The 19,159-nt window shown below is 65.7% G+C and carries 22 protein-coding genes; 13 read left to right on the top strand and 9 right to left on the bottom strand.

Annotated features, from left to right (window positions below; translation table 11 throughout):
• The 4 genes from nusB to QOL79_RS06075 all read left to right on the top strand — a co-directional run bounded on the left by nusB (position 1) and on the right by QOL79_RS06075 (position 4,714).
• A complete protein-coding gene (nusB, locus tag QOL79_RS06060; protein ID WP_283418979.1) occupies positions 1-450 on the top strand; it encodes a transcription antitermination factor NusB in 450 nt (149 codons plus the stop codon).
• Positions 451-533: 83 nt separating this feature from the next.
• Positions 534-1,466, top strand: coding sequence for a thiamine-phosphate kinase (gene thiL, locus QOL79_RS06065; RefSeq protein WP_283418980.1), 933 nt, complete (start codon positions 534-536; stop codon positions 1,464-1,466).
• A gap of 183 nt (positions 1,467-1,649) precedes the next feature.
• Positions 1,650-3,767, top strand: coding sequence for a sodium-translocating pyrophosphatase (locus QOL79_RS06070; protein ID WP_058454938.1), 2,118 nt, complete (start codon positions 1,650-1,652; stop codon positions 3,765-3,767).
• A 224-nt stretch (positions 3,768-3,991) separates the two neighbouring features.
• On the top strand, positions 3,992-4,714 hold the full coding sequence (locus tag QOL79_RS06075) for a hypothetical protein (protein WP_283418981.1): 723 nt from the start codon (positions 3,992-3,994) through the stop codon (positions 4,712-4,714).
• A gap of 51 nt (positions 4,715-4,765) precedes the next feature.
• Here the strand turns inward: QOL79_RS06075 and QOL79_RS06080 are convergent, their stop codons facing one another.
• Positions 4,766-5,584, bottom strand: coding sequence for an SDR family NAD(P)-dependent oxidoreductase (locus tag QOL79_RS06080; protein WP_283418982.1), 819 nt, complete (start codon positions 5,582-5,584; stop codon positions 4,766-4,768).
• Between the two features lie 314 nt (positions 5,585-5,898).
• On the opposite strand from QOL79_RS06080, the gene QOL79_RS06085 reads away from it, so the two are divergent.
• Entirely contained in the window at positions 5,899-6,429 is a 531-nt protein-coding gene (locus QOL79_RS06085; protein WP_058454935.1) for a CarD family transcriptional regulator, read from the top strand.
• Positions 6,430-6,602: 173 nt separating this feature from the next.
• Here the strand turns inward: QOL79_RS06085 and truA are convergent, their stop codons facing one another.
• Both truA and fmt read right to left on the bottom strand, forming a co-directional pair.
• Complete coding sequence (gene truA, locus QOL79_RS06090) at positions 6,603-7,346, bottom strand: tRNA pseudouridine(38-40) synthase TruA (RefSeq protein WP_283418983.1); 744 nt, start codon at positions 7,344-7,346, stop codon at positions 6,603-6,605.
• 112 nt (positions 7,347-7,458) lie between these two features.
• Entirely contained in the window at positions 7,459-8,379 is a 921-nt protein-coding gene (gene fmt / locus QOL79_RS06095) for a methionyl-tRNA formyltransferase (RefSeq protein WP_283419041.1), read from the bottom strand.
• A 35-nt stretch (positions 8,380-8,414) separates the two neighbouring features.
• Between fmt and recR the strand changes: the two genes are divergently transcribed.
• The 3 genes from recR to def all read left to right on the top strand — a co-directional run bounded on the left by recR (position 8,415) and on the right by def (position 9,984).
• Positions 8,415-9,011 (top strand): recombination mediator RecR, encoded by a 597-nt coding sequence (recR, locus tag QOL79_RS06100; protein ID WP_204993799.1) that lies wholly within the window; start codon positions 8,415-8,417, stop codon positions 9,009-9,011.
• Between the two features lie 148 nt (positions 9,012-9,159).
• A complete protein-coding gene (locus QOL79_RS06105) occupies positions 9,160-9,333 on the top strand; it encodes a hypothetical protein (protein WP_283418984.1) in 174 nt (57 codons plus the stop codon).
• 117 nt (positions 9,334-9,450) lie between these two features.
• Positions 9,451-9,984 (top strand): peptide deformylase, encoded by a 534-nt coding sequence (gene def / locus QOL79_RS06110; RefSeq protein WP_283418985.1) that lies wholly within the window; start codon positions 9,451-9,453, stop codon positions 9,982-9,984.
• A 101-nt stretch (positions 9,985-10,085) separates the two neighbouring features.
• Here the strand turns inward: def and grpE are convergent, their stop codons facing one another.
• Both grpE and hrcA read right to left on the bottom strand, forming a co-directional pair.
• On the bottom strand, positions 10,086-10,637 hold the full coding sequence (gene grpE, locus QOL79_RS06115; RefSeq protein WP_204993801.1) for a nucleotide exchange factor GrpE: 552 nt from the start codon (positions 10,635-10,637) through the stop codon (positions 10,086-10,088).
• Positions 10,638-10,641: 4 nt separating this feature from the next.
• A complete protein-coding gene (gene hrcA, locus QOL79_RS06120) occupies positions 10,642-11,685 on the bottom strand; it encodes a heat-inducible transcriptional repressor HrcA (protein ID WP_058454929.1) in 1,044 nt (347 codons plus the stop codon).
• 91 nt (positions 11,686-11,776) lie between these two features.
• On the opposite strand from hrcA, the gene QOL79_RS06125 reads away from it, so the two are divergent.
• The 5 genes from QOL79_RS06125 (at position 11,777) to QOL79_RS06145 (ending at position 16,289) form a co-directional block, all read left to right on the top strand.
• The gene (locus QOL79_RS06125) at positions 11,777-12,577 is read left to right on the top strand and encodes a dienelactone hydrolase family protein (protein ID WP_283418986.1); all 801 of its coding nucleotides are present in this window, start codon (positions 11,777-11,779) and stop codon (positions 12,575-12,577) included.
• A 48-nt stretch (positions 12,578-12,625) separates the two neighbouring features.
• A complete protein-coding gene (gene rph / locus QOL79_RS06130; RefSeq protein ID WP_282949731.1) occupies positions 12,626-13,342 on the top strand; it encodes a ribonuclease PH in 717 nt (238 codons plus the stop codon).
• Between the two features lie 96 nt (positions 13,343-13,438).
• The gene (gene rdgB, locus QOL79_RS06135) at positions 13,439-14,062 is read left to right on the top strand and encodes an RdgB/HAM1 family non-canonical purine NTP pyrophosphatase (RefSeq protein WP_283418987.1); all 624 of its coding nucleotides are present in this window, start codon (positions 13,439-13,441) and stop codon (positions 14,060-14,062) included.
• Positions 14,063-14,142: 80 nt separating this feature from the next.
• Positions 14,143-15,288, top strand: coding sequence for a radical SAM family heme chaperone HemW (gene hemW, locus QOL79_RS06140; protein ID WP_283418988.1), 1,146 nt, complete (start codon positions 14,143-14,145; stop codon positions 15,286-15,288).
• 110 nt (positions 15,289-15,398) lie between these two features.
• Entirely contained in the window at positions 15,399-16,289 is an 891-nt protein-coding gene (locus tag QOL79_RS06145) for a tyrosine recombinase XerC (RefSeq protein ID WP_283419042.1), read from the top strand.
• On the opposite strand, the gene QOL79_RS06150 is transcribed toward QOL79_RS06145, so the two are convergent.
• From QOL79_RS06150 to rsmI, 4 genes are read right to left on the bottom strand one after another with little or no spacing between them, the layout of a single operon-like run.
• Complete coding sequence (locus tag QOL79_RS06150) at positions 16,286-16,891, bottom strand: DedA family protein (RefSeq protein ID WP_283418989.1); 606 nt, start codon at positions 16,889-16,891, stop codon at positions 16,286-16,288. The genes QOL79_RS06145 and QOL79_RS06150 overlap by 4 nt on opposite strands.
• Positions 16,892-16,913: 22 nt before the next feature.
• The gene (gene gshB, locus QOL79_RS06155) at positions 16,914-17,864 is read right to left on the bottom strand and encodes a glutathione synthase (RefSeq protein ID WP_283418990.1); all 951 of its coding nucleotides are present in this window, start codon (positions 17,862-17,864) and stop codon (positions 16,914-16,916) included.
• 20 nt (positions 17,865-17,884) lie between these two features.
• A complete protein-coding gene (locus QOL79_RS06160; RefSeq protein ID WP_283418991.1) occupies positions 17,885-18,235 on the bottom strand; it encodes a YraN family protein in 351 nt (116 codons plus the stop codon).
• Positions 18,232-19,092: a 16S rRNA (cytidine(1402)-2'-O)-methyltransferase gene (gene rsmI, locus QOL79_RS06165; RefSeq protein WP_283418992.1), complete on the bottom strand. Its 861-nt coding sequence runs from the start codon at positions 19,090-19,092 to the stop codon at positions 18,232-18,234. Before rsmI ends, QOL79_RS06160 begins: the two co-directional genes overlap by 4 nt.
• Between the last annotated feature and the right edge of the window lie 67 nt (positions 19,093-19,159).

A 19,159-nucleotide genomic window follows, 5' to 3' on the forward strand; every position in this document is an offset into this window, starting at 1 on the left:
ATGAACAAACGCGCCCAATCCCGCTCCGCCGCCCGCCTTGCCGCCGTGCAGGCGCTCTATCAGCACGAGATGGAAGGCACGCCGGTCGCGCAGCTCATTCACGAATTCCATCAGCACCGTATCGGTGCAACGATCGAGGACGCCGAATATGCCGACGCCGACGTCGCCTTCTTCGACGATATCGTGAAGGGCGCGCTCGCGCGGGCCCAGGAAATCGATGCGGCGATCATGGCGCGGCTGGCGAGCGGCTGGACGATGGACCGGCTCGACCGCACGATGAAGGCGATCCTGCGCGCCGGGGCGTATGAGCTGATTGCGCGCAGCGATGTGCCGGTCGGGGCGGTCGTCAGCGAATATGTCGATGTTGCAAAGGCCTTTTTCGACGGGCGCGAGGCGGGATTTGCCAACGGCCTGCTCGATGCGATCGGCAAGGATGTGCGGGCCAAGTAGCTGAAATCCTCCCCATCGCTTCGCGACAGGGAGGATCGTTCGGTATCTTTTATACGGCTACGGTATTCGCTAGGCTTTTCGTAATGAGCGAAGCCGATTTCATTGCTCGCCTGCGTACCATCGCAACCGACCCCGCCGCGCGCGGGCTCGATGACGATGCCGCGCTGCTTGGCGACCTCGTTCTCACGCACGACATGATCGTCGAGGGCGTTCATTTCCTGCCCGACGACGGTCCGCAGGATGTCGCATGGAAGCTGGTCGCGGTGAATCTCTCCGACCTTGCCGCGAAAGGCGCCGCACCGGTGGGCGTGTTGCTCGGCTACAGCCTGACCGGCGATGAGAACTGGGACGCCGAATTTGTGGCGGGCCTCGAGAGCGTACTCCGCCGTTATGGCGTCGCGCTGCTCGGCGGCGATACGGTTCGCGTGCCCGTCGGCGCTCCGCGCAGCTTCAGCCTGACCGCGATCGGCCGCGCGTCGCCCGACGGCGTTCCGGCGCGCAGCGGCGTGCGTCCGGGTGATCAGATCTGGGTCAGCGGTTCGATCGGCAATGCCGGCGTCGGCCTAGCGATGCGGCTGGGCGAGGTCGACCCGAACGAAACGTGCCTTGCGGCCTACCGCCGCCCGCAGCCGCAGCTCACGCTCGGTCAGGCGCTGGTGCGGCACGTCCACGCGATGATGGACGTATCCGACGGCCTGCTGATTGATGCCGACCGCATGGCGCGCGCCAGCGGGTGCGACATCACGCTGATGCTGGAGGCGGTGCCGTTGTCGGCGGCGTTGCTTGCGGTACGTCCCGATGTGCTCGACACGCGGCTCGCGGCGGCGACCGCGGGCGATGACTACCAGCTGCTGTTCGCGGCCGATCCGGGCGAAGCGGTGGCGATCCGCGAGATCGGTGCAGGGTTGGGAATCGCGCTGACGCCGGTGGGCCATGCAGGGGTCGGCGAGGGGCTTACCCTGATTCACAAGGCGCAGCGGATCGTACTGCCCGAGCGTCTCGGTTTCACACATTAGGCCCGAAACATACGGAAAATTGCCGAAAAACCGGGCTTGCCCTCGGCTTTCTTTCTTCCCATAACTCGCCCGTCCAAATTTGGGGCGGTCGCATCAGGGGAGAGAGCGAGCCGGCATCAATAAGTCGGACGTTCGACTGCTATCCTGCGTTCGCCCTTCTCAATGGGGAAGGAATAGACACGCATGAATCCGGTTTTGATCGCGATAGGGTGTGGCCTGTTGGCCGTGCTCTATGGGTTCATTACCTCGCGGCAGGTGCTCGGCGCCTCGGCGGGTAATGAGAAAATGCAGGAAATCGCCGCCGCCATTCAGGAAGGCGCGAAGGCCTATCTAGGCCGCCAATATCGCACCATCGCCATCGTCGGCGTCGTTGTCGCCGTTCTGGTCGGGTTTTTCCTCGGTCCGATTTCGGCGACGGGTTTCGTCATCGGCGCCGTCCTGTCGGGCGTCGCGGGCTTCGTCGGCATGAATATTTCGGTCAAGTCGAACGTCCGTACCGCCGCCGCGGCGCAGACCGGGCTGCAGGCGGGCCTGACCATGGCGTTCCGCGCCGGCGCGATCACCGGCCTGCTGGTGGCGGGCCTTGCGCTGCTCGCGATCTCGGTCTTCTTCTGGTACCTGATCGGCCCCGGCGGGTACACCGTCGGCGGCGATGACCGCACCGTCGTCGACGCGCTCGTCGCGCTGGCGTTCGGCGCTTCGCTCATCTCGATCTTCGCGCGTCTTGGCGGCGGTATCTTCACCAAGGCCGCCGACGTCGGCGCCGACCTCGTCGGCAAGGTCGAGGCCGGAATTCCCGAAGACGATCCGCGCAACCCCGCGGTGATCGCCGATAACGTCGGCGACAATGTCGGCGACTGCGCCGGCATGGCGGCGGACCTGTTCGAAACCTATGTCGTCACCGTCGGCGCCACCATGGTGCTGATCGCGCTGCTGCTGAAGAGCGCGGGCGACATGCTGCTGCCGCTGATGAGCCTGCCGCTGCTGATGGGCGGCGTCTGTATCATCACCTCGATCATCGGTACCTATTTCGTCCGCCTCGGCGGCGGCAAGAATGTCATGGGCGCGATGTACAAGGGCTTCCTCGTCACCGCGGTTCTGTCGGTCCCCGCGATCTGGTTCTCGACCAGCTATGTGCTGAAGGGCGACATGAATACCGATGTGACGGGCCAGACCTTCAACGGCATGGATCTCTTCCTGTGTTCGCTGCTCGGGCTCGTCATCACCGGCCTGATCATCTGGATCACCGAATATTACACCGGTACCAATTATCGCCCGGTGCGGTCGATCGCCAAGGCGTCGGAAACCGGCCACGGCACCAACGTCATTCAGGGTCTGGCTATCAGCCTCGAATCGACCGCCGCGCCGACGCTCGTCATCTGCGCCGGCATCATCGCCGCGTTCCAGATCGCCGGCATCGTCGGCATCGCGTTCGCCGCGACCGCAATGCTCGCGCTGGCCGGCATGGTCGTCGCGCTCGACGCCTACGGCCCGGTCACCGACAACGCCGGCGGCATCGCCGAAATGGCGGGCCTCGACGATTCGGTCCGTGAAAAGACCGACCTCCTCGACGCTGTGGGCAACACGACGAAGGCCGTGACCAAGGGCTATGCCATCGGTTCGGCGGGTCTGGCGGCGCTGGTGCTGTTCGGGACCTACACCGCCGACATCACCGAATATTCGGCGAAGCTCGGGCTGACCGAGCCGCTGACCTTCTCGCTGTCGTCGCCGTATGTCATCGTCGGTCTGCTGCTCGGCGCGTTGCTGCCGTACCTGTTCGGTGCGTTCGGCATGACCGCCGTCGGCCGCGCGGCGGGCGAGGTCGTCAAGGATGTTCGCGAGCAGTTCAAGAACAATCCCGGCATCATGACCTATGAGAGCAAGCCCGACTATGCGCGCACGGTCGACCTCGTTACCAAGGCGGCGATCAAGGAAATGATCGTCCCGTCGCTGCTGCCGGTGCTCGCGCCGATCGTTGTGTTCCTCGTGATCCGCGGCGTGGCCGGTCCGGCCGCGGCGCTCGAGGCGCTCGGTGCGCTTCTGCTCGGCGTGATCGTCGGCGGGCTGTTCGTCGCCATCTCGATGACGTCGGGCGGCGGCGCATGGGACAATGCCAAGAAATATATCGAAGACGGCAACCACGGCGGCAAGGGCAGCGAGGCTCACAAGGCCGCTGTCACGGGTGACACCGTCGGCGATCCGTACAAGGATACCGCGGGCCCGGCGGTCAACCCGATGATCAAGATCACCAATATCGTGGCGATCCTGCTCCTCGCGGCGCTGGCGCACGGCGCGGTCTGATCCGCGCCGCCTACGGGCAAAAGAAAGGCCCCGCCGGAGCGATCCGGCGGGGCTTTTTCATGCGAGTTCAGCGACGGCCAACCCGCGCTTGTCAATGGTCGGGCGCGCGCCTATCCCTCCGTGGCCCTTGCCCCGGCGCTCTCACAAGCGCGCACCGTCACCGAAGATATTTTCTGCTGCACCCTGGTCCAGTCACGCCCTACGTCGAACAGCTCAACATCGGGGTGGGGCGCCGCGCGCTCGCCATAAGTCTCGCCGTCCTGATTTCGGCGCTGCTGTTGCTCATGCTGCTTACCTTCGGTTCGGTAGGGAAGCCCGACTCCCAAACCGAACGCGTCAGCATGGTGAGCCTTGAGGCGAGCGAGATTGCCGACGAAGCGCCCGAACCGAGCGCCGCGAAGACCGAGCGGAGCGAGAAGCAGCCCGAGCCGAAGCCGCAGGCCGACGAAACCCCGCCAACCAAGCCCAGCGAACCGCAGCCGCTGCCGGCCGTTCAGCCGGTGCCCGCGCCGCCGAGTCCCGCGCCTGTTGTGCAACAGCCGTCGCCGGCGATTGCCCGCCCCGTCCTTCGTCCAGGCACATATGGGCCGCCCAATACCGGCGGCTCATCCTCGTCGTTCCGCGATTCGGAACGCGTCGGAACGGCGCCCAATGGCGAGCCGCTCTATGCGGCGACCTGGTATCGCCAGCCGAGCGACGACGAGCTGCGCGGCTATCTGTCCACCGCCAGCGGGCCTGGCTGGGGCCTGATCGCTTGCCGCACCGCGCCCGATTACCGCGTCGAAGATTGCGTCGGGCTGGACGAATATCCGACCGGGTCGCAGATCAATCGCGCCGTGCTCGCCGCAGCGTGGCAGTTCAAGGTGCGGCCCCCGCGGCTCGGCGGCAAGCTGCTGGTCGGCAGCTGGGTCCGGATCAGGATCGATTATGTCATGAGGCGACAATAGGATCGGTGGTGGCGGGAGCGCTTGCGGCCCGAACCGGCCGGAACGGCGGGTTCAGGACGCCGACGTAGCCTTCATTTGCTGCGCATAGCCGGCCTGCACCATCGCACTCATCCGGTCGAACAGGGCATCGGGATTGCTACGGCGGAGTTCCGCTACCGCCGTCTCGGCGCCCCCGGCGACGACCAGTTCGCGCGTCCCCGCCTCGACCGCATCGAGGATCTTCTCCGCGGCGAAATCGGGCGAGAGACCGTTCTCTATCGCCGCGTCGCTTTCGCCGCGCACGCTGCCGTCGGCGTTCAGCGCGTTGCGGCTGACATTTGTCGCGACCGATCCCGGTGCGACGACGAGCACCTTCAGCCCGAGATGCTCATTCTCGGCGCGGACGCTGTCGTGATAGCCGATCAGGCCGTGCTTGGCGGCGCAATAGGCGCTGCGGAGCGGCACGCCCGCGATGCCCGCGACGCTGGAAATCGCTACGATCTGTCCGCCGCCCGCCGCGATCATGCGCGGCAATAGCTGCTGGGTGAGGGCGATCGGCGCCAGCAGGTCGACGTCGACGATCTTCTGATAAACCGCGAAATCGGTATCGACCGCCAGGCTGCGCTGCGAGATGCCGGCATTGTTGACGAGCCCGTCGATCCGTCCGCACCAGTCCCACGCCTCGTCGACCAAGGTCGGCAGCGCGGCATAGTCGGTCGCCTCGAACGGCAGGATCATCGTTCCCGGGCCGATCTCCCTTGCGACCGCTTCGAGCGCGGCGATATTGCGGCCCGAGAGAATCAGCCGCGCGCCGCGCGCCGCGAGCCCCTTCGCCAGCGCCGCACCGATCCCCGACGACGCCCCGGTAACCCACCACACTTGATCCTGCATATCGACATCCTATCTCATCGTTTCGTTGCAACCTGAAACGGGCCCGGGAGCCCGTCAAGGTGCCAACCCGCGGAATTCCGCGACAGGGGTGGCAATTTTGTTGCGAATCTGTTATAATAAATATCAACGCATCGACAGTTTGCCTCTGCCCGCCGGGTGCAAGGGGAGCTGTGGGCGTCCTGATGGAGCCATATCCCTTGTCACTCTGACTGGCTAGCGCCGCCCAACAACGCCGATCCGCCGCTTCATAAGGCAGGATAGGACCGGCTTTCTGCGCTTCCCAGTCCATCGGCAAGGCCAAGAAAGGAACTTGCATGTCCGCAAACACGCTCGTCTTCGAAGTCGGGGATTATGTTGTTTATCCAAAGCATGGCGTGGGGCGCGTCATCGAACTGCAGAAGTCCGAAATCGCCGGTATGCAGCTGGAACTTTATGTTCTCCGCTTCGAAAAGGAGAAGATGACGCTGCGCGTTCCCACCAACAAGGCCGAAGGCGTTGGTATGCGCAAGCTGTCGTCGGACAAGACGCTGAAGGAAGCGCTTCAGGTGCTGACGACCAAGCCGAAGGTGAAGCGCACCATGTGGTCGCGCCGCGCGCAGGAATATGAAGCCAAGATCAATTCGGGCGACCTCGTGTCGATCGCCGAAGTGACCCGCGACCTGTTCCGCGCCGACGACCAGCCGGAGCAGAGCTATTCGGAACGCCAGATCTTCGAAGCGGCGTCGAGCCGCCTCGCGCGCGAACTCGCCGCGATGGAAGAAAGCGACGAAAAGACGGCGCAGGCGAAGATCCTCCAGATCCTCAACGAACATGCGCCGAAATATTATCTGGAAAAGGCGGTCTGATCCGACCGAACCGGATGAAGCGAAAAGGGCGGTCCTGCGGGGCCGCCCTTTTTGATTCTGCTCTTCTTCGTCATGCCGGACCCTTCGACAGGCTCAGGACAGGCTTGATCCGGCATCCATGACCACGGCAGCTGGATTGGACCCCGGATCAAGTCCGGGGTGACGACGGAGGGTTATGCCGGGTAGGTCGCGCTTACGAAGTAAAGCCCGTCGGGCGGTGCATTCAGGCCCAGCGCCGACCGGTCCGCAGCTTCGAGCGCCGCTTTCAGATCGCGCGCCGACCATTTGCCTTCGCCGACCATGCTCAAGCAGCCGACCATCGAGCGCACCTGATGGTGCAGGAAGCTTCGCGCCGCGGTCTCGATGATGATCTCGTCGCCGTGGCGGCTGACGCTGATCCGGTCGAGCGTCTTGACCGGGCTTTCCGCCTGGCAATGCACCGAACGGAAGGTTGTGAAGTCATGGCGGCCGACCAGCGCCTGCGCCGCGCCGTGCATCGCTCCGGCATCGAGCGGCTTGGCGAACTGCCACGATAGCCCCTTGTCCCACGTCAGGGGCGCGCGGCGATTGACGATGCGATACTCATAGGCGCGGCCGATGCACGAAAAGCGCGCGTGCCAGTCGTCGGCAACCTCGGCGCACGCGAGCACCGCGACCGGGGCAGGGCGAAGTTGCGCGTTCAGCGCCTCCATCAACCGGAAGGGCTGGATAGCCTTTTCGATGTCGACGTGCGCGCGCATCGCGATCGCGTGGACGCCGGCGTCGGTGCGCCCCGCGCCATGCACCGCGGCCTCTTCGCCGGTAATGCGCGTGACGGCCTCTTCGAGCGCTTGCTGGACGCTGGGGCCGTGGCTCTGCCGCTGCCAGCCCATGAACGGGCGGCCGTCATACTCGATGGTGAGGGCAAATCTTGTCATGAGCGGCCGCTGCGCCCATTCGCGTCAGCCCGGACGTGATCCGGGGTCCGCGGCAGGGCTGAAGTCATGAACCCCGGATCAACTCCTGGGTGACGAGGGGGGTTGGGCCGGATCATGCCAACCGCGTCCCCATCGGGACCGGCCGTCCGCGCAGCAGCTCGGCGGCGTCCATCGCGGGCTTGCCGGCGCGCTGGACACGCGCCGCGCGGATTGCGCCGGGGTTGCAGGCGATGGTCAGGGCGTCGTCGAGCGTGACGCCCGGCGCCGCGCCCGCGACGGTCTCGCCCGGATGCACCACCTCGGCCGCCAATATCTTGTAGCGCTCGCCGTCGAGTTCGAAGAACGCCCCCGGCATCGGGTTGAATGCGCGTATCTGCCTCTCGACCTGCACCGCGCTGGTCAGAAAATCGAGCCGGGCCTCGCTCTTGTCGATCTTCGCGGCATAGGTGACGCCCTCGTCGGGCTGCGGCGCGGGCGCGAAGGCGTGGAGGTCGCTCAGGACCTTGACCATCATCAACGCACCCATTTCGGCGAGTTCGTCGGTGAGCAGGCCCGCGGTCTTGCGCGCGACCGGCGTCGTCTCGACCAGCCGCATCGCGCCGGTATCGAGCCCGATATCCATCTGCATGATCGTCACGCCGGTTTCGGCATCGCCCGCGAGAATGGCGCGCTGCACCGGTGCCGCGCCGCGCCAGCGCGGCAGGACCGAGCCATGGACGTTGAGGCAGCCCTCGCGCGGCGCGTCGAGGATCGCCTGCGGCAGGATCAGGCCGTAAGCCGCAACGACCGCGATATCGAGGTCGAGCGCGGTGAATTCGGCCTGCGCTTCCTCGCTGCGCAGGCTCTTGGGCGTGCGGACGGGCAGGTCATGGGCGTCGGCCCAATCATGCACTGCGCTCTGCTGCAACTTCTTGCCGCGCTGCGCCGGGCGCGGCGGCTGGGTATAGACGGCCGCGATCTCGTGCCCTGCCGCGTGGAGCGCGGCGAGCGTCGGCACCGCAAAGGGCGGCGTTCCCATGAAGGCGATGCGCATTGTCATTTCTCGCGCGCCGCTTAAGACCATCCGTCATGGCATCGCAAGAGATTGAAGCGCTCGTCCAGCAACTCGCCCGCCTGCCGGGCCTCGGCCCGCGCTCGGCGCGGCGTGCGGTGCTGCACCTGATGAAGAAGCGCGAGAGCAGCTTCGCGCCCTTGCTCGCGGCGCTCCAGACGGTGTCCGAGCGCCTCGTCACCTGCGGCATCTGCGGCAATATCGACACGCAGGACCCTTGCGCGATCTGCGCCGACCCGCGCCGCGATGCGCGCTCGCTGTGCGTCGTCGAGGAGGTGTCGGATCTCTGGGCGCTCGACAAGTCGCGGCTCTTTCCGGGCAAATATCATGTGCTCGGCGGGCGGTTGTCGGCGCTGGAGGGCGTGCGCCCGCAGGATCTCAGCATCGATGCGCTGGTGGCGCGGGTCGCCGCGGGCGGCATCGACGAGGTGGTGCTGGCGATGAACGCGACGCTGGAAGGGCAGACGACCGCCCATTATCTTGCCGAGCGGCTGGAGGGCTATCCGGTGCGGCTGACGCAGCTTGCACATGGCCTGCCGGTGGGGGGCGAGCTCGATTATCTCGACGAGGGAACGCTGGCGCAGGCGCTCAGGGCAAGGCGGCCGGTCGGGTAGGAGTAAACTAACAGAAACTGTAAGTTGACTGCGGTCATTTGTGTGCTAATTTGGATACGGTGGTACGAACCACGAGCAAGGGCCGCGCAAGCGGCCTTTTTTATTGCCGTCCATTGGCAATTCTAAAGCGCAAAGGAACGGAGCAGCCGTGCAAGAGCTTGCATGGGTGCTGGCCCGATCTTTGGCCTATGTCATCAGCTCAATCATTGAAACGATTGCCTCGCGAAATTGCGTGCGCCGCAAGAGCGCGCTGCATCTGCGTTTCCGCGATTGGTTTGAGCTGAAGTGGACAAAGGTCGAAGAGTTCGACCGCACCCGCTAAAACTCGGACAATCGCATTTCCGCTGACGCGATTCCGAGGAAGATGGCGCGCGCCCCTATGAATTGACAGTACATCCGCCCCCTTGACCCAACGCCCGCGCGATCATACCTCGCACGCATGGCCATCCTACCCATCATAGAGACCCCCGATCCGCGGCTGCGCGTCATTTCGAAGCCCGTCGAGACCTTCGACGCCGAGCTCAAGACGCTGGTCGCCGACATGTTCGAGACGATGTACGACGCGCCCGGCATCGGGCTTGCCGCCATTCAAGTGGGGGTGCCGAAGCGCATCCTCGTCATCGACCTGCAGGAACCCGATCCCGAGGACGAAGAGGGCAAGAAGGTGATCCGCGATCCGCGCGTCTTCATCAACCCCGTCTTCTCCGACGAGAGCGAGGAGCATAGCGTCTATCAGGAAGGCTGCCTGTCGGTCCCCGAGCAATATGCCGATGTGACGCGTCCCGCCGAGGTCACCGTCGACTGGCAGGACGAGGACGGCAAGCACCACAAGGAACGCATGACCGGCCTGATGGCGACGTGCATCCAGCACGAGCATGACCATCTGGAAGGCATATTGTTCATCGACCATCTGTCGCGGTTGAAGCGCGAGATGGTGCTGAAGAAATTGGCCAAGCTGCGCAAAGCGGCTTAGCGCCAACATTCGTCACCCCGGACCTGATCCGGGGTCCACAACCGCGATGCAGCAATGGATGCCGGATCAGGTCCGGCATGACGATATCCAGTAAGTCGGGCTTAGTCCGCCTTCTTCGCGACGCCCACCATGGCGGGGCGCAGCAGCCGGTCCTTCATCATATAGCCCGCCTGCATTTCCTGCACGATCGTGCCGGGTTCCTTGTCGCTCGGGATTTCGAGCATCGCCTGATGCTGGTTCGGGTCGAGCGGCAGGCCGATCGCGGCGATGCGCGTGATGCCGTTGCGCTCGAAGACGCTCAGCAGTTCGCGCTCGGTCGCCTCAAGGCCGGTGATCAATGGCTTGATCGCCGCATCCTCGCGCTGCTCGGCGGTCAGCGCCGCGAGCGCGCGGCCGAGATTGTCGGCGACTGACAGGATGTCGCGCGCGAATTTGGTCGACGCATAGGCGTGCGCGTCGGCGATTTCCTTGTCCTTGCGGCGCGTCACATTCTGCGTCTCGGCGCGCGCGTAGAGCAGATCCTGCTGCAGCGCGGCGATCTGTTCGGCCAGCTTCGCCGCTTCATCCTGCGGTTCGGCGGCAACGGCTTCGGGGGCCGCGGTTTCTTCGGTCGCGCCGTCGTCGACGGGCGTGTCATTTTCGATATTCGTCATAAACCTATCGTATCAGTCTTGAGAGCGATTGTGCGGTGAAATCCACCATGGGTACGATCCGGGCATAGTTCAAGCGCGTCGGGCCGATAACCCCGACGACGCCGACCACGCGCCCGTCCGAACCGCGATAAGGCGCCGCTATCACGGACGAGCCCGAAAGCGAGAATAATTTATTCTCCGACCCGATGAAAATGCGCGTCGCCGCGCCTTCGCGCGCGCTATCGAGAAGCTGGGCGATATCCTGCTTGGTTTCGAGTTCGTCGAGCAACTGCCGCACGCGGTCGAGATCGCCGACCGCGCTTTCATCGAGCAGATTGGCTTGCCCGCGCACGATCAGCACGGGCCGGTCGGCGCCGTCGGACGACCAGATCGCGAGCCCGCGGCTGACAAGATCCTGCGCCGCGCGGTCGATCGCGATTCGCTCGGCCTCGATTTCGTGGCGGACGCGCGCCATCGCTTCGGTGAGGGTCAGGCCCGACAAGGTTGCGCTGATATAATTGCCCGCCTCGACAAGCGCCGAGGGGTTGAGCCCCGCCGGAATGTCGATCACGCGGTTCTCGACCGTCCCGTCGCCCGCGACGAGCACGACGAGCGACTGGCTGGCCGACAACGGCACGAAGGCGAGTTGTTTCAGCACGCGCTCATGCTTGGGAACGAGAACGAGGCCCGCGCACGCCGACAGCCCGGACAGTGCTGCCGTCGCCTGTGCGAGCGCACTCTCGATCGGGCCGCCCTCGACGAGGCTTGCCTCGATCTGGGCGCGGTCCTCGGGCGAAGGTTCGGCGACCTGCATCATGCCGTCGACGAACAGGCGCAGCCCCTGTTCGGTCGGCAACCGGCCCGCGCTGGTGTGCGGGCTGGCGAGCAGGCCAAACTCCTCCAGATCCTGCATCACATTGCGGATCGAGGCGGGCGACAGGTTGAGCGTCGCGAGTTTCGACAGCGTCCGCGATCCGACCGGCTGGCCGGTTTCCAGATAGGCGTCGACGACCAACCGGAACACATCGCGCGCGCGCGTCGTCAATTCGGTGATCGGCGGAGTGGTCATGGAGTGGATTTAGGGATGGAGGGGGGTGGGGGCAAGCTTTGCTGGTCAGAGCATGGGAGTGGCGTTAGCCTGCCTTGCAGGGGAGAAAAGCATGACCGACCGACCGCTCGACCGCGACGATCCGCTCGACGACTTCCAGCGCCGCACCATCTCGCTGCTCGGCCACGACCGGCTGGTCTATATAATGGGAAGCGGTCCGGCGGTGATCGTGATGACCGAAATGCCCGGCATCAGCCCGCATGTCGCGCGCTTCGCGCGCTGGGTGCGCGATGCCGGCTTTACCGTCTATATGCCGCATATCTTTGGCAAGGACGGCGCCGTGCCGCGGATGCCCGGCGCTCTGTTCACGATCCTTGGCGGCTGCATCAGCCGCCAGTTCCGGGCCTTCCAGGCGAACGAAAGCTCACCCGCAACGCAGTGGCTGCGCGCGCTCGCGGCGCTGGCGCACAGGGAATGCGGCGGCAAGGGCGTCGGTGCGATCGGGATGTGCTTCACCGGCAATTTCGCGCTGTCGATGATGCTCGAGCCCGCGGTGCTCGCGCCGGTGCTGTCGCAGCCCTCGCTGCCGCTGAACGACGCGGCGGGGATGCATATCCACCCCGACGAACTCGCCGCCGTCAAAGCGCGGATGGAGGCCGAGGATCTGACGGTGCTCGCCTACCGTTTCAAAGGCGACAAATTCTGCAAGGCGGCGCGGTTCGAGGCGTTCGAAAATGCGCTCGGCGACCGGTTCATCGGCAAGGTGCTGCCCGATGAAGCCGCGAACCCCGACAGCCCGATGAAGAACCCGCACAGCGTCGTCACCATCCACCTGATCGACGAAGCCGGCCAGCCGACCGTGCAGGCGCGCGACGAAATCCTCGATTTCTTCAGGATGCGCTTGAGCGGTTGAGGGTGGGGGCCTAAGGGCCTCCGCAATCGTCAATCGAAAGGATATCCCATGCGCCCCTCCGGCCGCGCGCCCGACCAGATGCGGTCGATCGCCATCGAAACAAATTTCACCATCCATGCCGAGGGCAGCGTCCTTGTCAGCTTCGGCAATACCAAGGTGCTGGTGACCGCCAGCGTCGAGGAAAAGGTTCCGCCGTTCCTGCGCGGCAAGGGGCAGGGCTGGGTCACCGCCGAATATGGCATGCTGCCCCGCGCGACGCACACCCGCGGTAGCCGCGAGGCGGCGAAGGGCAAGCAGTCGGGCCGGACGCAGGAAATCCAGCGACTTATCGGTCGCAGCTTGCGCGCCGTCGTCGACATGGCGAAGCTCGGCGAGCGTCAGATCGTCATCGACTGCGACGTGATCCAGGCCGATGGCGGCACGCGCACCGCCTCGATTTCGGGCGCGTGGGTCGCGCTGCGCCTTGCGGTCGACAAGCTGCTCGAAAGCAAGGCGTTGGCCGAGGATCCGATCGAGGACAGCGTCGCGGCGATCTCGTGCGGCATCTACAAGGGCACGCCGGTGCTCGACCTCGACTATGACGAGGATTCGGTCGCCGAAGCCGACGGCAATTTCGTGCTGACCGGCAAGGGCCAGATCGTCGAGGTGCAGGCGAGCGCCGAGGGCGCGACCTACGACGAAGAGGGCCTGCTGCGCCTGCTCCGCCTCGCGCGCATCGGCTGCACCGATATCTTCGCGGCACAGGCGAAGGCGGCGGGCCGGTAATATTGTTCGTCACCCCGGACTTGAGCCGAGGTCCATGCAGCCGAGGCCGGAATGGATGCCGGATCGAGTCCGGCATGACGAAAGAAGGATCTTCGAATGACCCGCAAGCTCACCCCCGGCAAGCTCGTCATCGCGAGCCACAATGCAGGCAAGGTCCGCGAAATCCGCGCGCTGCTCGAACCCTATGGGATCGAGCCCGTGTCGGCGGGTGACCTCGGCCTTCCCGAGCCCGAGGAGACGGGGACGACATTTCGCGAAAATGCGCTGCTGAAGGCGCATGCGAGCGCGTCGGCCGCAGGGCTTCCCGCGCTGGCCGATGACAGCGGGCTTGAGGTCGCGGCGCTCGGCGGTCGTCCGGGCGTGTACACCGCCGACTGGGCCGAAAGGCAGTCGTTCGAGGGCGCGCCGGGCCGCGACTGGTATATGGCGATGGGCAAGGTCGAAGGCCTGCTCGCCGAGCAGGGGCCGGACGTCGACCGCAGCGCACGCTTCGTCTGCACGCTGGCGCTGGCGTGGCCCGACGGCCATGCCGAAGTGTTCGAAGGGAAAGCCGAGGGCAGTTTGACCTGGCCACCGCGCGGAACGATGGGCTTCGGCTATGATCCGGTGTTCGTTCCAGCCGGTAACACGCTGACTTTCGCGGAGATCGATCCGGCGGAGAAGCACGCAATCAGTCATCGCGCCGATGCTTTCGCCAAGCTGGTGGCCGGAGCGTTTTGATATCGTCGTTGCCCCGGACCTGATCCGGGGCCCATGGATTCCGGCTTTCGCCGGAATGACGAATGGGAGTAAGGCCCCCCATGGCCGAACCGCTCGCCCTTTATGTCCATTGGCCGTTTTGCGTCAGCAAATGCCCCTATTGCGACTTCAACAGCCATGTCCGCGAGAGTGTCGATCAGGCGGTTTGGCGCGAGGCGTTGCTGGCCGATCTGCAGCATGAGGCGGGACTGCTTCCGGGCCGCCCGGTGTCGTCGATTTTCTTCGGCGGGGGGACGCCCAGCCTGATGCCGCCCGAAACCGTCGCGGCGGTGATCGCGGCGGCGGAAGCGGCGTGGGGGCTGGCGGACGATTGTGAGATCACGCTGGAAGCCAACCCGAATTCGGTCGAGGTTGCCAATTTCGCTGCGCTCGCATCGGCCGGTGTCAATCGCGTGTCGATTGGGGTTCAAAGCTTCGATCCGCAAATACTTGAATTTCTTGGGCGCGCGCACAGCGGCGACGAGGCGCGGCGCGCAATCGCGGCGGCGCAGGAGCATTTCGCGCGGGTGAGCTTCGATCTGATCTACGCGCGGCCGGGGCAATCTCTCGCCCAATGGGAAACCGAGTTGAACTACGCGCTGGCGTTCGGAACGGGGCATCTCTCGCTCTACCAGCTCACCATCGAACCCGGCACGCGTTTCGCGACGCTTGCGGCGAAGGGCGATCTCGTCATTCCCGACGGCGATACGGCGGCCGACCTGTTCGACGCGACGCAGACGATGACGCGCGCTGCGGGGCTCCCGCGCTACGAGGTCTCGAACCATGCGCGGCCCGGTGAGGAGAGCCGGCACAATCTGACATATTGGCGCTATGGCGACTATGCCGGGGTCGGGCCGGGGGCGCACGGGCGGCGCCTCGGACAGGCGACCGAGCGGCACAAAAAGCCCGAGAATTTTATCGCAGCGGTCGAGCGTAACGGACACGGCCTGAAGGTCGAAGCCGACCTGCCGGCGCACGAACGCGCAACCGAGGCGATGCTGATGGGGCTGCGGCTGACCGAGGGGATCGACCTGGCGCGGGTCGAGGCGCGGAGCGGATTGAGGCGCGATGCGTTCGTCGATGAGGGAGCGGTGGCGCGGCTGGCGGCGCAGGGGTTGGTAGTTCAGGATGGGGACCGGTTGGCTGTGACCGACGACGGCATCCTCCTGCTCGACTCGATCCTTTCCGAGGTCGTGCGGACCGGCTAGACTCCCCCGACCCGTTCGCATCGAGCGAAGTCGAGATGCCCCTCGTGGTTGCCTTACGTGGCGGGGTGTCTCGACTTCGCTCGACACGAACGGAGAGGGAAGGGTTGGAATTGGCGCAGGGACTGATCCGCGACTGGGATGCCCATCTGGCGCACGAAAAGCGCCGGTCGGAGCATACGCGCCGTGCCTATATCGCGACGGCGGAGCGATTTTGCGCCTTCCTGTCGCATCATCGCGGCGGCGCGGTCGATGCGCGGATGCTCAAGGGTCTGACGCCGAACGATCTTCGCTCTTACCTTGCCGACCGCCGCGCCGACGGGCTGGGCAATGCGTCCGCCGCACGCGAACTCAGCGCTCTGCGCACCTTCCTGCGCTTCGTCGGCGGATCGAACGCGGCCGTTCCGCAGATGCGCGGGCCGCGCGTCAAGAAGGGCCTGCCGCGGCCCGTCGCGCCTGCGGAAGCGCTCCAACTGGCGCAGGATGTCGAGGACAATGCCCGCGAAGGCTGGGTTGGCGCGCGCGATTTTGCGCTGCTGCTTTTGCTCTATGGCGCCGGCCTTCGTATCGGCGAGGCGCTGGGACTGACCGGCGCCGCGCTGCCGCTGGGCGACACGCTGCGCGTCACGGGCAAGCGGAACAAGACCCGGATCGTCCCGATCCTGCCCGCCGTTGCGGCCGCCGTGTCGCGCTATGTCGAGGCTTGCCCGTGGCCGATCGGGAAAGAGGCACCGCTGTTCCTCGGCGCTCGCGGCGGGCCGCTCCAGCCCGGGGTGGTCCGCGCGAGCGTGCGCTCGGCGCGGCGTGCGCTGGGCCTGCCCGAACGCACGACGCCGCATGCCTTGCGCCACAGCTTCGCGACGCACCTGCTTGCGGGCGGGGCGGACCTTCGCAGTCTGCAGGAATTGCTCGGCCACGCCAGCCTTGCCTCGACGCAGGTCTATACGGCGGTCGACGCCGCGCATCTGCTCGACATTTACCGGAGCGCGCACCCGCGAGCCTAGCGCGCTTGCTTTGTCTTCCAAGTGATGACGCGGTAGATATAGATGGCGACGAGCGATCCGATCGCCACCAGCGCAACGGGGCCGACGAAGGCGTCGAGGTTCGCGAACTTCCCCCCGAACCAGTTGCCGGCGCCCGCGAGTGCGGCGATCCAGATCGTCGAACCTGCGGCGGTCCAAGCCAAGAATTTTGCCTGGTTCATCTTCACCATGCCCGCGGGCAAGGACACCATCGTCCGTGCGACGGGCATGAAGCGCGCGACGAAGACGATGCCGGGGCCGTATTTCAGGAACCAGTTGTGCAACCGCTCGACCTCGGCCCAGTCGAGCGTCAGCCAGCGGCCATGGCGGTCGATGAAGGGCTTGAGCCGTTCGTATCCGATCCACCGGCCGATGCCGTACCAGATCCAGTTTCCGGCGGTCGTTCCCGCGACGGCGACCGCGATGAGCGTCCAGAAATCGAAATGACCCTTGGAAACGGCAATGCCGCCGAGCCCCATGATCACTTCGGAGGGGATCGGCGGGAACACATTTTCCAGGAACATGAGGATGAAGATCCCCACATACCCCCAGCTCTGGATCAGGTTCAGGATAAAGTCTGTCATGCGAAGAGAACGCGCGCGGGCTTCAGCCGATCCGCCCGATGATCGCGTCCCAGATCATCCCCGCCGTGTCGCTGTTGTTGAAGCGGTCGATCGCGACGATTCCGGTGGGCGAGGTGACGTTGATTTCGGTCAGCCACTCGCCGCCGATCACATCGATGCCAACGAACAGCAATCCGCGTTGGCGAAGCTCGGGGCCGAGCACGTCGCAAATCTCCTGCTCGCGCGGAGTGAGTTCAGTGGCTTCGGCATAGCCGCCGACCGCAAGGTTCGAGCGGAATTCGCCTTCGCCGGGCTTGCGGTTGATCGCGCCCGCGACCTCGCCGTCGACGAGGACGATGCGCTTGTCGCCCTTGGCGACGCTCGGCAGGAATTGCTGGACCATGAAGGGTTCGGGCCACACCTGTCCGAACAGCTCGACGAGCGCGCCCAGATTGCTGCCGTCGGCGTCGACGCGAAATACTGCCTTGCCGCCGTTGCCGTGCAGCGGCTTGATCACCACCGCGCCATAACGGGCCTGAAAATCCTTCACCGCGTCGAGGTCGCGCGTGACCATCGTCGGCGGCATGAATTCGGGGAAATCGAGCACGAACACCTTCTCGGGCGCATTGCGCACCGAGACGGGATCGTTGACCACGAGCGTTTCGCCGCGGATGCGCTCGAGCAGCCAGGTGCCGGTGAGGTAGCCGAGGTCGAAGGGCGGATCCTGCCGCATCAGCACGACATCGACGTCGCGGCCGAGATCGAGCGTGACGAAATCGCCAAATTCATAGTGCGCGCCGGCCTCGCGCTTCGCGTCGAGGATGCGGTGCGCCTTGGTGGTCAGCCGCCCGGCCTCCCACGTCAGCCCGCGCACGTCGTAGTGATAGAGCTCGTACCCGCGTTCGAGCGCTTTCAGGATCAGGTGGAAACTGCTGTCGCCATTGATGTTGATCGCGTCCATCGGGTCCATTTGCACGGCTGCACGCAGGGTCATCTTCTTCTCCTTGGGCGCCGTCACGGCTGCCAGACGTGGACCAGATGGCGAGGCAATCGCTTCGGCGCAAGGAGCATCACGTCGATGCGGATGTCATCCGACGGACGCGCGAATCGGGGGATGAGCATTTCCGCCGCCGATGCGACGCGTCGCAAGCGCCACTGGTCGATCGCAAGGTCGAGGTCTTCGGGGCGCTCGCGCCACTTCACCTCGATGAAGGCGAGCGTTTTGCCGCGCCGCGCGACGAGGTCGACCTCGCCCGCGGCAACGCGGAGCCGCTGCCCGAGAATGCGCCAGCCGTGCAGGCGCAGCCACCATGCCGCGCGCCGTTCGGCCCTGCGGCCCCGCGCTTCGGCGGCGGCGCGGTTCAAGCCCGCTCTTTCAATGCCAGCGCGCGGGCATAAACCTCGTGCCGGTCGAGCCCATATTGCTTCGCGACGGCCTTGGCGGCCTGCGCGACCGGCCGGTCCGCCATCGCGGCGCGCAGCGCGGCATCGATGGTCGCCGCATCGGCTTCCTCGCCGCTTTCCTCGCCGCGCGGGCCCACGACGATCACGATCTCGCCCTTCGGCGGCGCGTCGGCGTAGCGCGCGGCGAGGTCGGCGAGCGTGCCGGTCGCGCATTCTTCGTAAAGCTTGCTGATCTCGCGCGCGACGGCGGCCTCGCGATTGCCGAGGCCGTCGGCCAGTGCCGTCAGCGCGGCGGCGAGGCGCGGGCCGCTTTCATAGAAGACGAGCGTCGCGCGGAGCCCCGCGAACTCGGCGATCGTGTCGGCGCGCGCCTTGGCCTTGTTCGGCAGGAAGCCGGCAAACAGGAAGCGGTCGCTCGGCAATCCCGAGAGCGTGATCGCGGCGATCGCGGCGCAGGGGCCGGGCAGGGTGGTGACGTGTCGTCCGGCTGCGCGCGCGTCGCGCACCAGCTTGTACCCTGGATCCGAAATCAACGGGGTTCCCGCGTCTGACACCAAAACGACAACTTCGCGCTCCATGCGCGCAACCAGCGCAGCGCGGGTGCGTTCGTCGCTATGGTCGTGATAGGGGGTCATCGGAACGCGCAAACCGAGGTGCGAGAGCAGCTTCGCGGTCACGCGCGTGTCCTCGGCAGCGATGACGTTGGCCGAGGCGAGCGTGGCGGCTGCCCGCGCACTGATGTCGCCGAGGTTGCCGATGGGCGTCGCGACGATATAGAGACCGGGCAAGGGAGATTTTGAGATGGTCGAATCCGGCATGACGCCGAAAATGGCAGAAACTGCCCAAGATTGCCACGGGGGCTCGCGCCAGGTTTATGCATCGTCA

The sequence above is a fragment of the Sphingopyxis sp. Geo48 genome, from assembly GCF_949769155.1.
GTDB lineage: Bacteria > Pseudomonadota > Alphaproteobacteria > Sphingomonadales > Sphingomonadaceae > Sphingopyxis.

Coding starts and splice junctions, on each gene's coding strand:
- nusB (WP_283418979.1), top strand. CDS start 1: ATGAACAAACGCGCCCAATCCCGCTCCGCCGCCCGCCTTGCCGCCGTG.
- thiL (WP_283418980.1), top strand. CDS start 534: ATGAGCGAAGCCGATTTCATTGCTCGCCTGCGTACCATCGCAACCGAC.
- QOL79_RS06070 (WP_058454938.1), top strand. CDS start 1,650: ATGAATCCGGTTTTGATCGCGATAGGGTGTGGCCTGTTGGCCGTGCTC.
- QOL79_RS06080 (WP_283418982.1), bottom strand. CDS start 5,584: ATGCAGGATCAAGTGTGGTGGGTTACCGGGGCGTCGTCGGGGATCGGT.
- QOL79_RS06085 (WP_058454935.1), top strand. CDS start 5,899: ATGTCCGCAAACACGCTCGTCTTCGAAGTCGGGGATTATGTTGTTTAT.
- truA (WP_283418983.1), bottom strand. CDS start 7,346: ATGACAAGATTTGCCCTCACCATCGAGTATGACGGCCGCCCGTTCATG.
- fmt (WP_283419041.1), bottom strand. CDS start 8,379: ATGCGCATCGCCTTCATGGGAACGCCGCCCTTTGCGGTGCCGACGCTC.
- recR (WP_204993799.1), top strand. CDS start 8,415: ATGGCATCGCAAGAGATTGAAGCGCTCGTCCAGCAACTCGCCCGCCTG.
- def (WP_283418985.1), top strand. CDS start 9,451: ATGGCCATCCTACCCATCATAGAGACCCCCGATCCGCGGCTGCGCGTC.
- grpE (WP_204993801.1), bottom strand. CDS start 10,637: ATGACGAATATCGAAAATGACACGCCCGTCGACGACGGCGCGACCGAA.
- hrcA (WP_058454929.1), bottom strand. CDS start 11,685: ATGACCACTCCGCCGATCACCGAATTGACGACGCGCGCGCGCGATGTG.
- QOL79_RS06125 (WP_283418986.1), top strand. CDS start 11,777: ATGACCGACCGACCGCTCGACCGCGACGATCCGCTCGACGACTTCCAG.
- rph (WP_282949731.1), top strand. CDS start 12,626: ATGCGCCCCTCCGGCCGCGCGCCCGACCAGATGCGGTCGATCGCCATC.
- rdgB (WP_283418987.1), top strand. CDS start 13,439: ATGACCCGCAAGCTCACCCCCGGCAAGCTCGTCATCGCGAGCCACAAT.
- hemW (WP_283418988.1), top strand. CDS start 14,143: ATGGCCGAACCGCTCGCCCTTTATGTCCATTGGCCGTTTTGCGTCAGC.
- QOL79_RS06150 (WP_283418989.1), bottom strand. CDS start 16,891: ATGACAGACTTTATCCTGAACCTGATCCAGAGCTGGGGGTATGTGGGG.
- gshB (WP_283418990.1), bottom strand. CDS start 17,864: ATGACCCTGCGTGCAGCCGTGCAAATGGACCCGATGGACGCGATCAAC.
- rsmI (WP_283418992.1), bottom strand. CDS start 19,092: ATGCCGGATTCGACCATCTCAAAATCTCCCTTGCCCGGTCTCTATATC.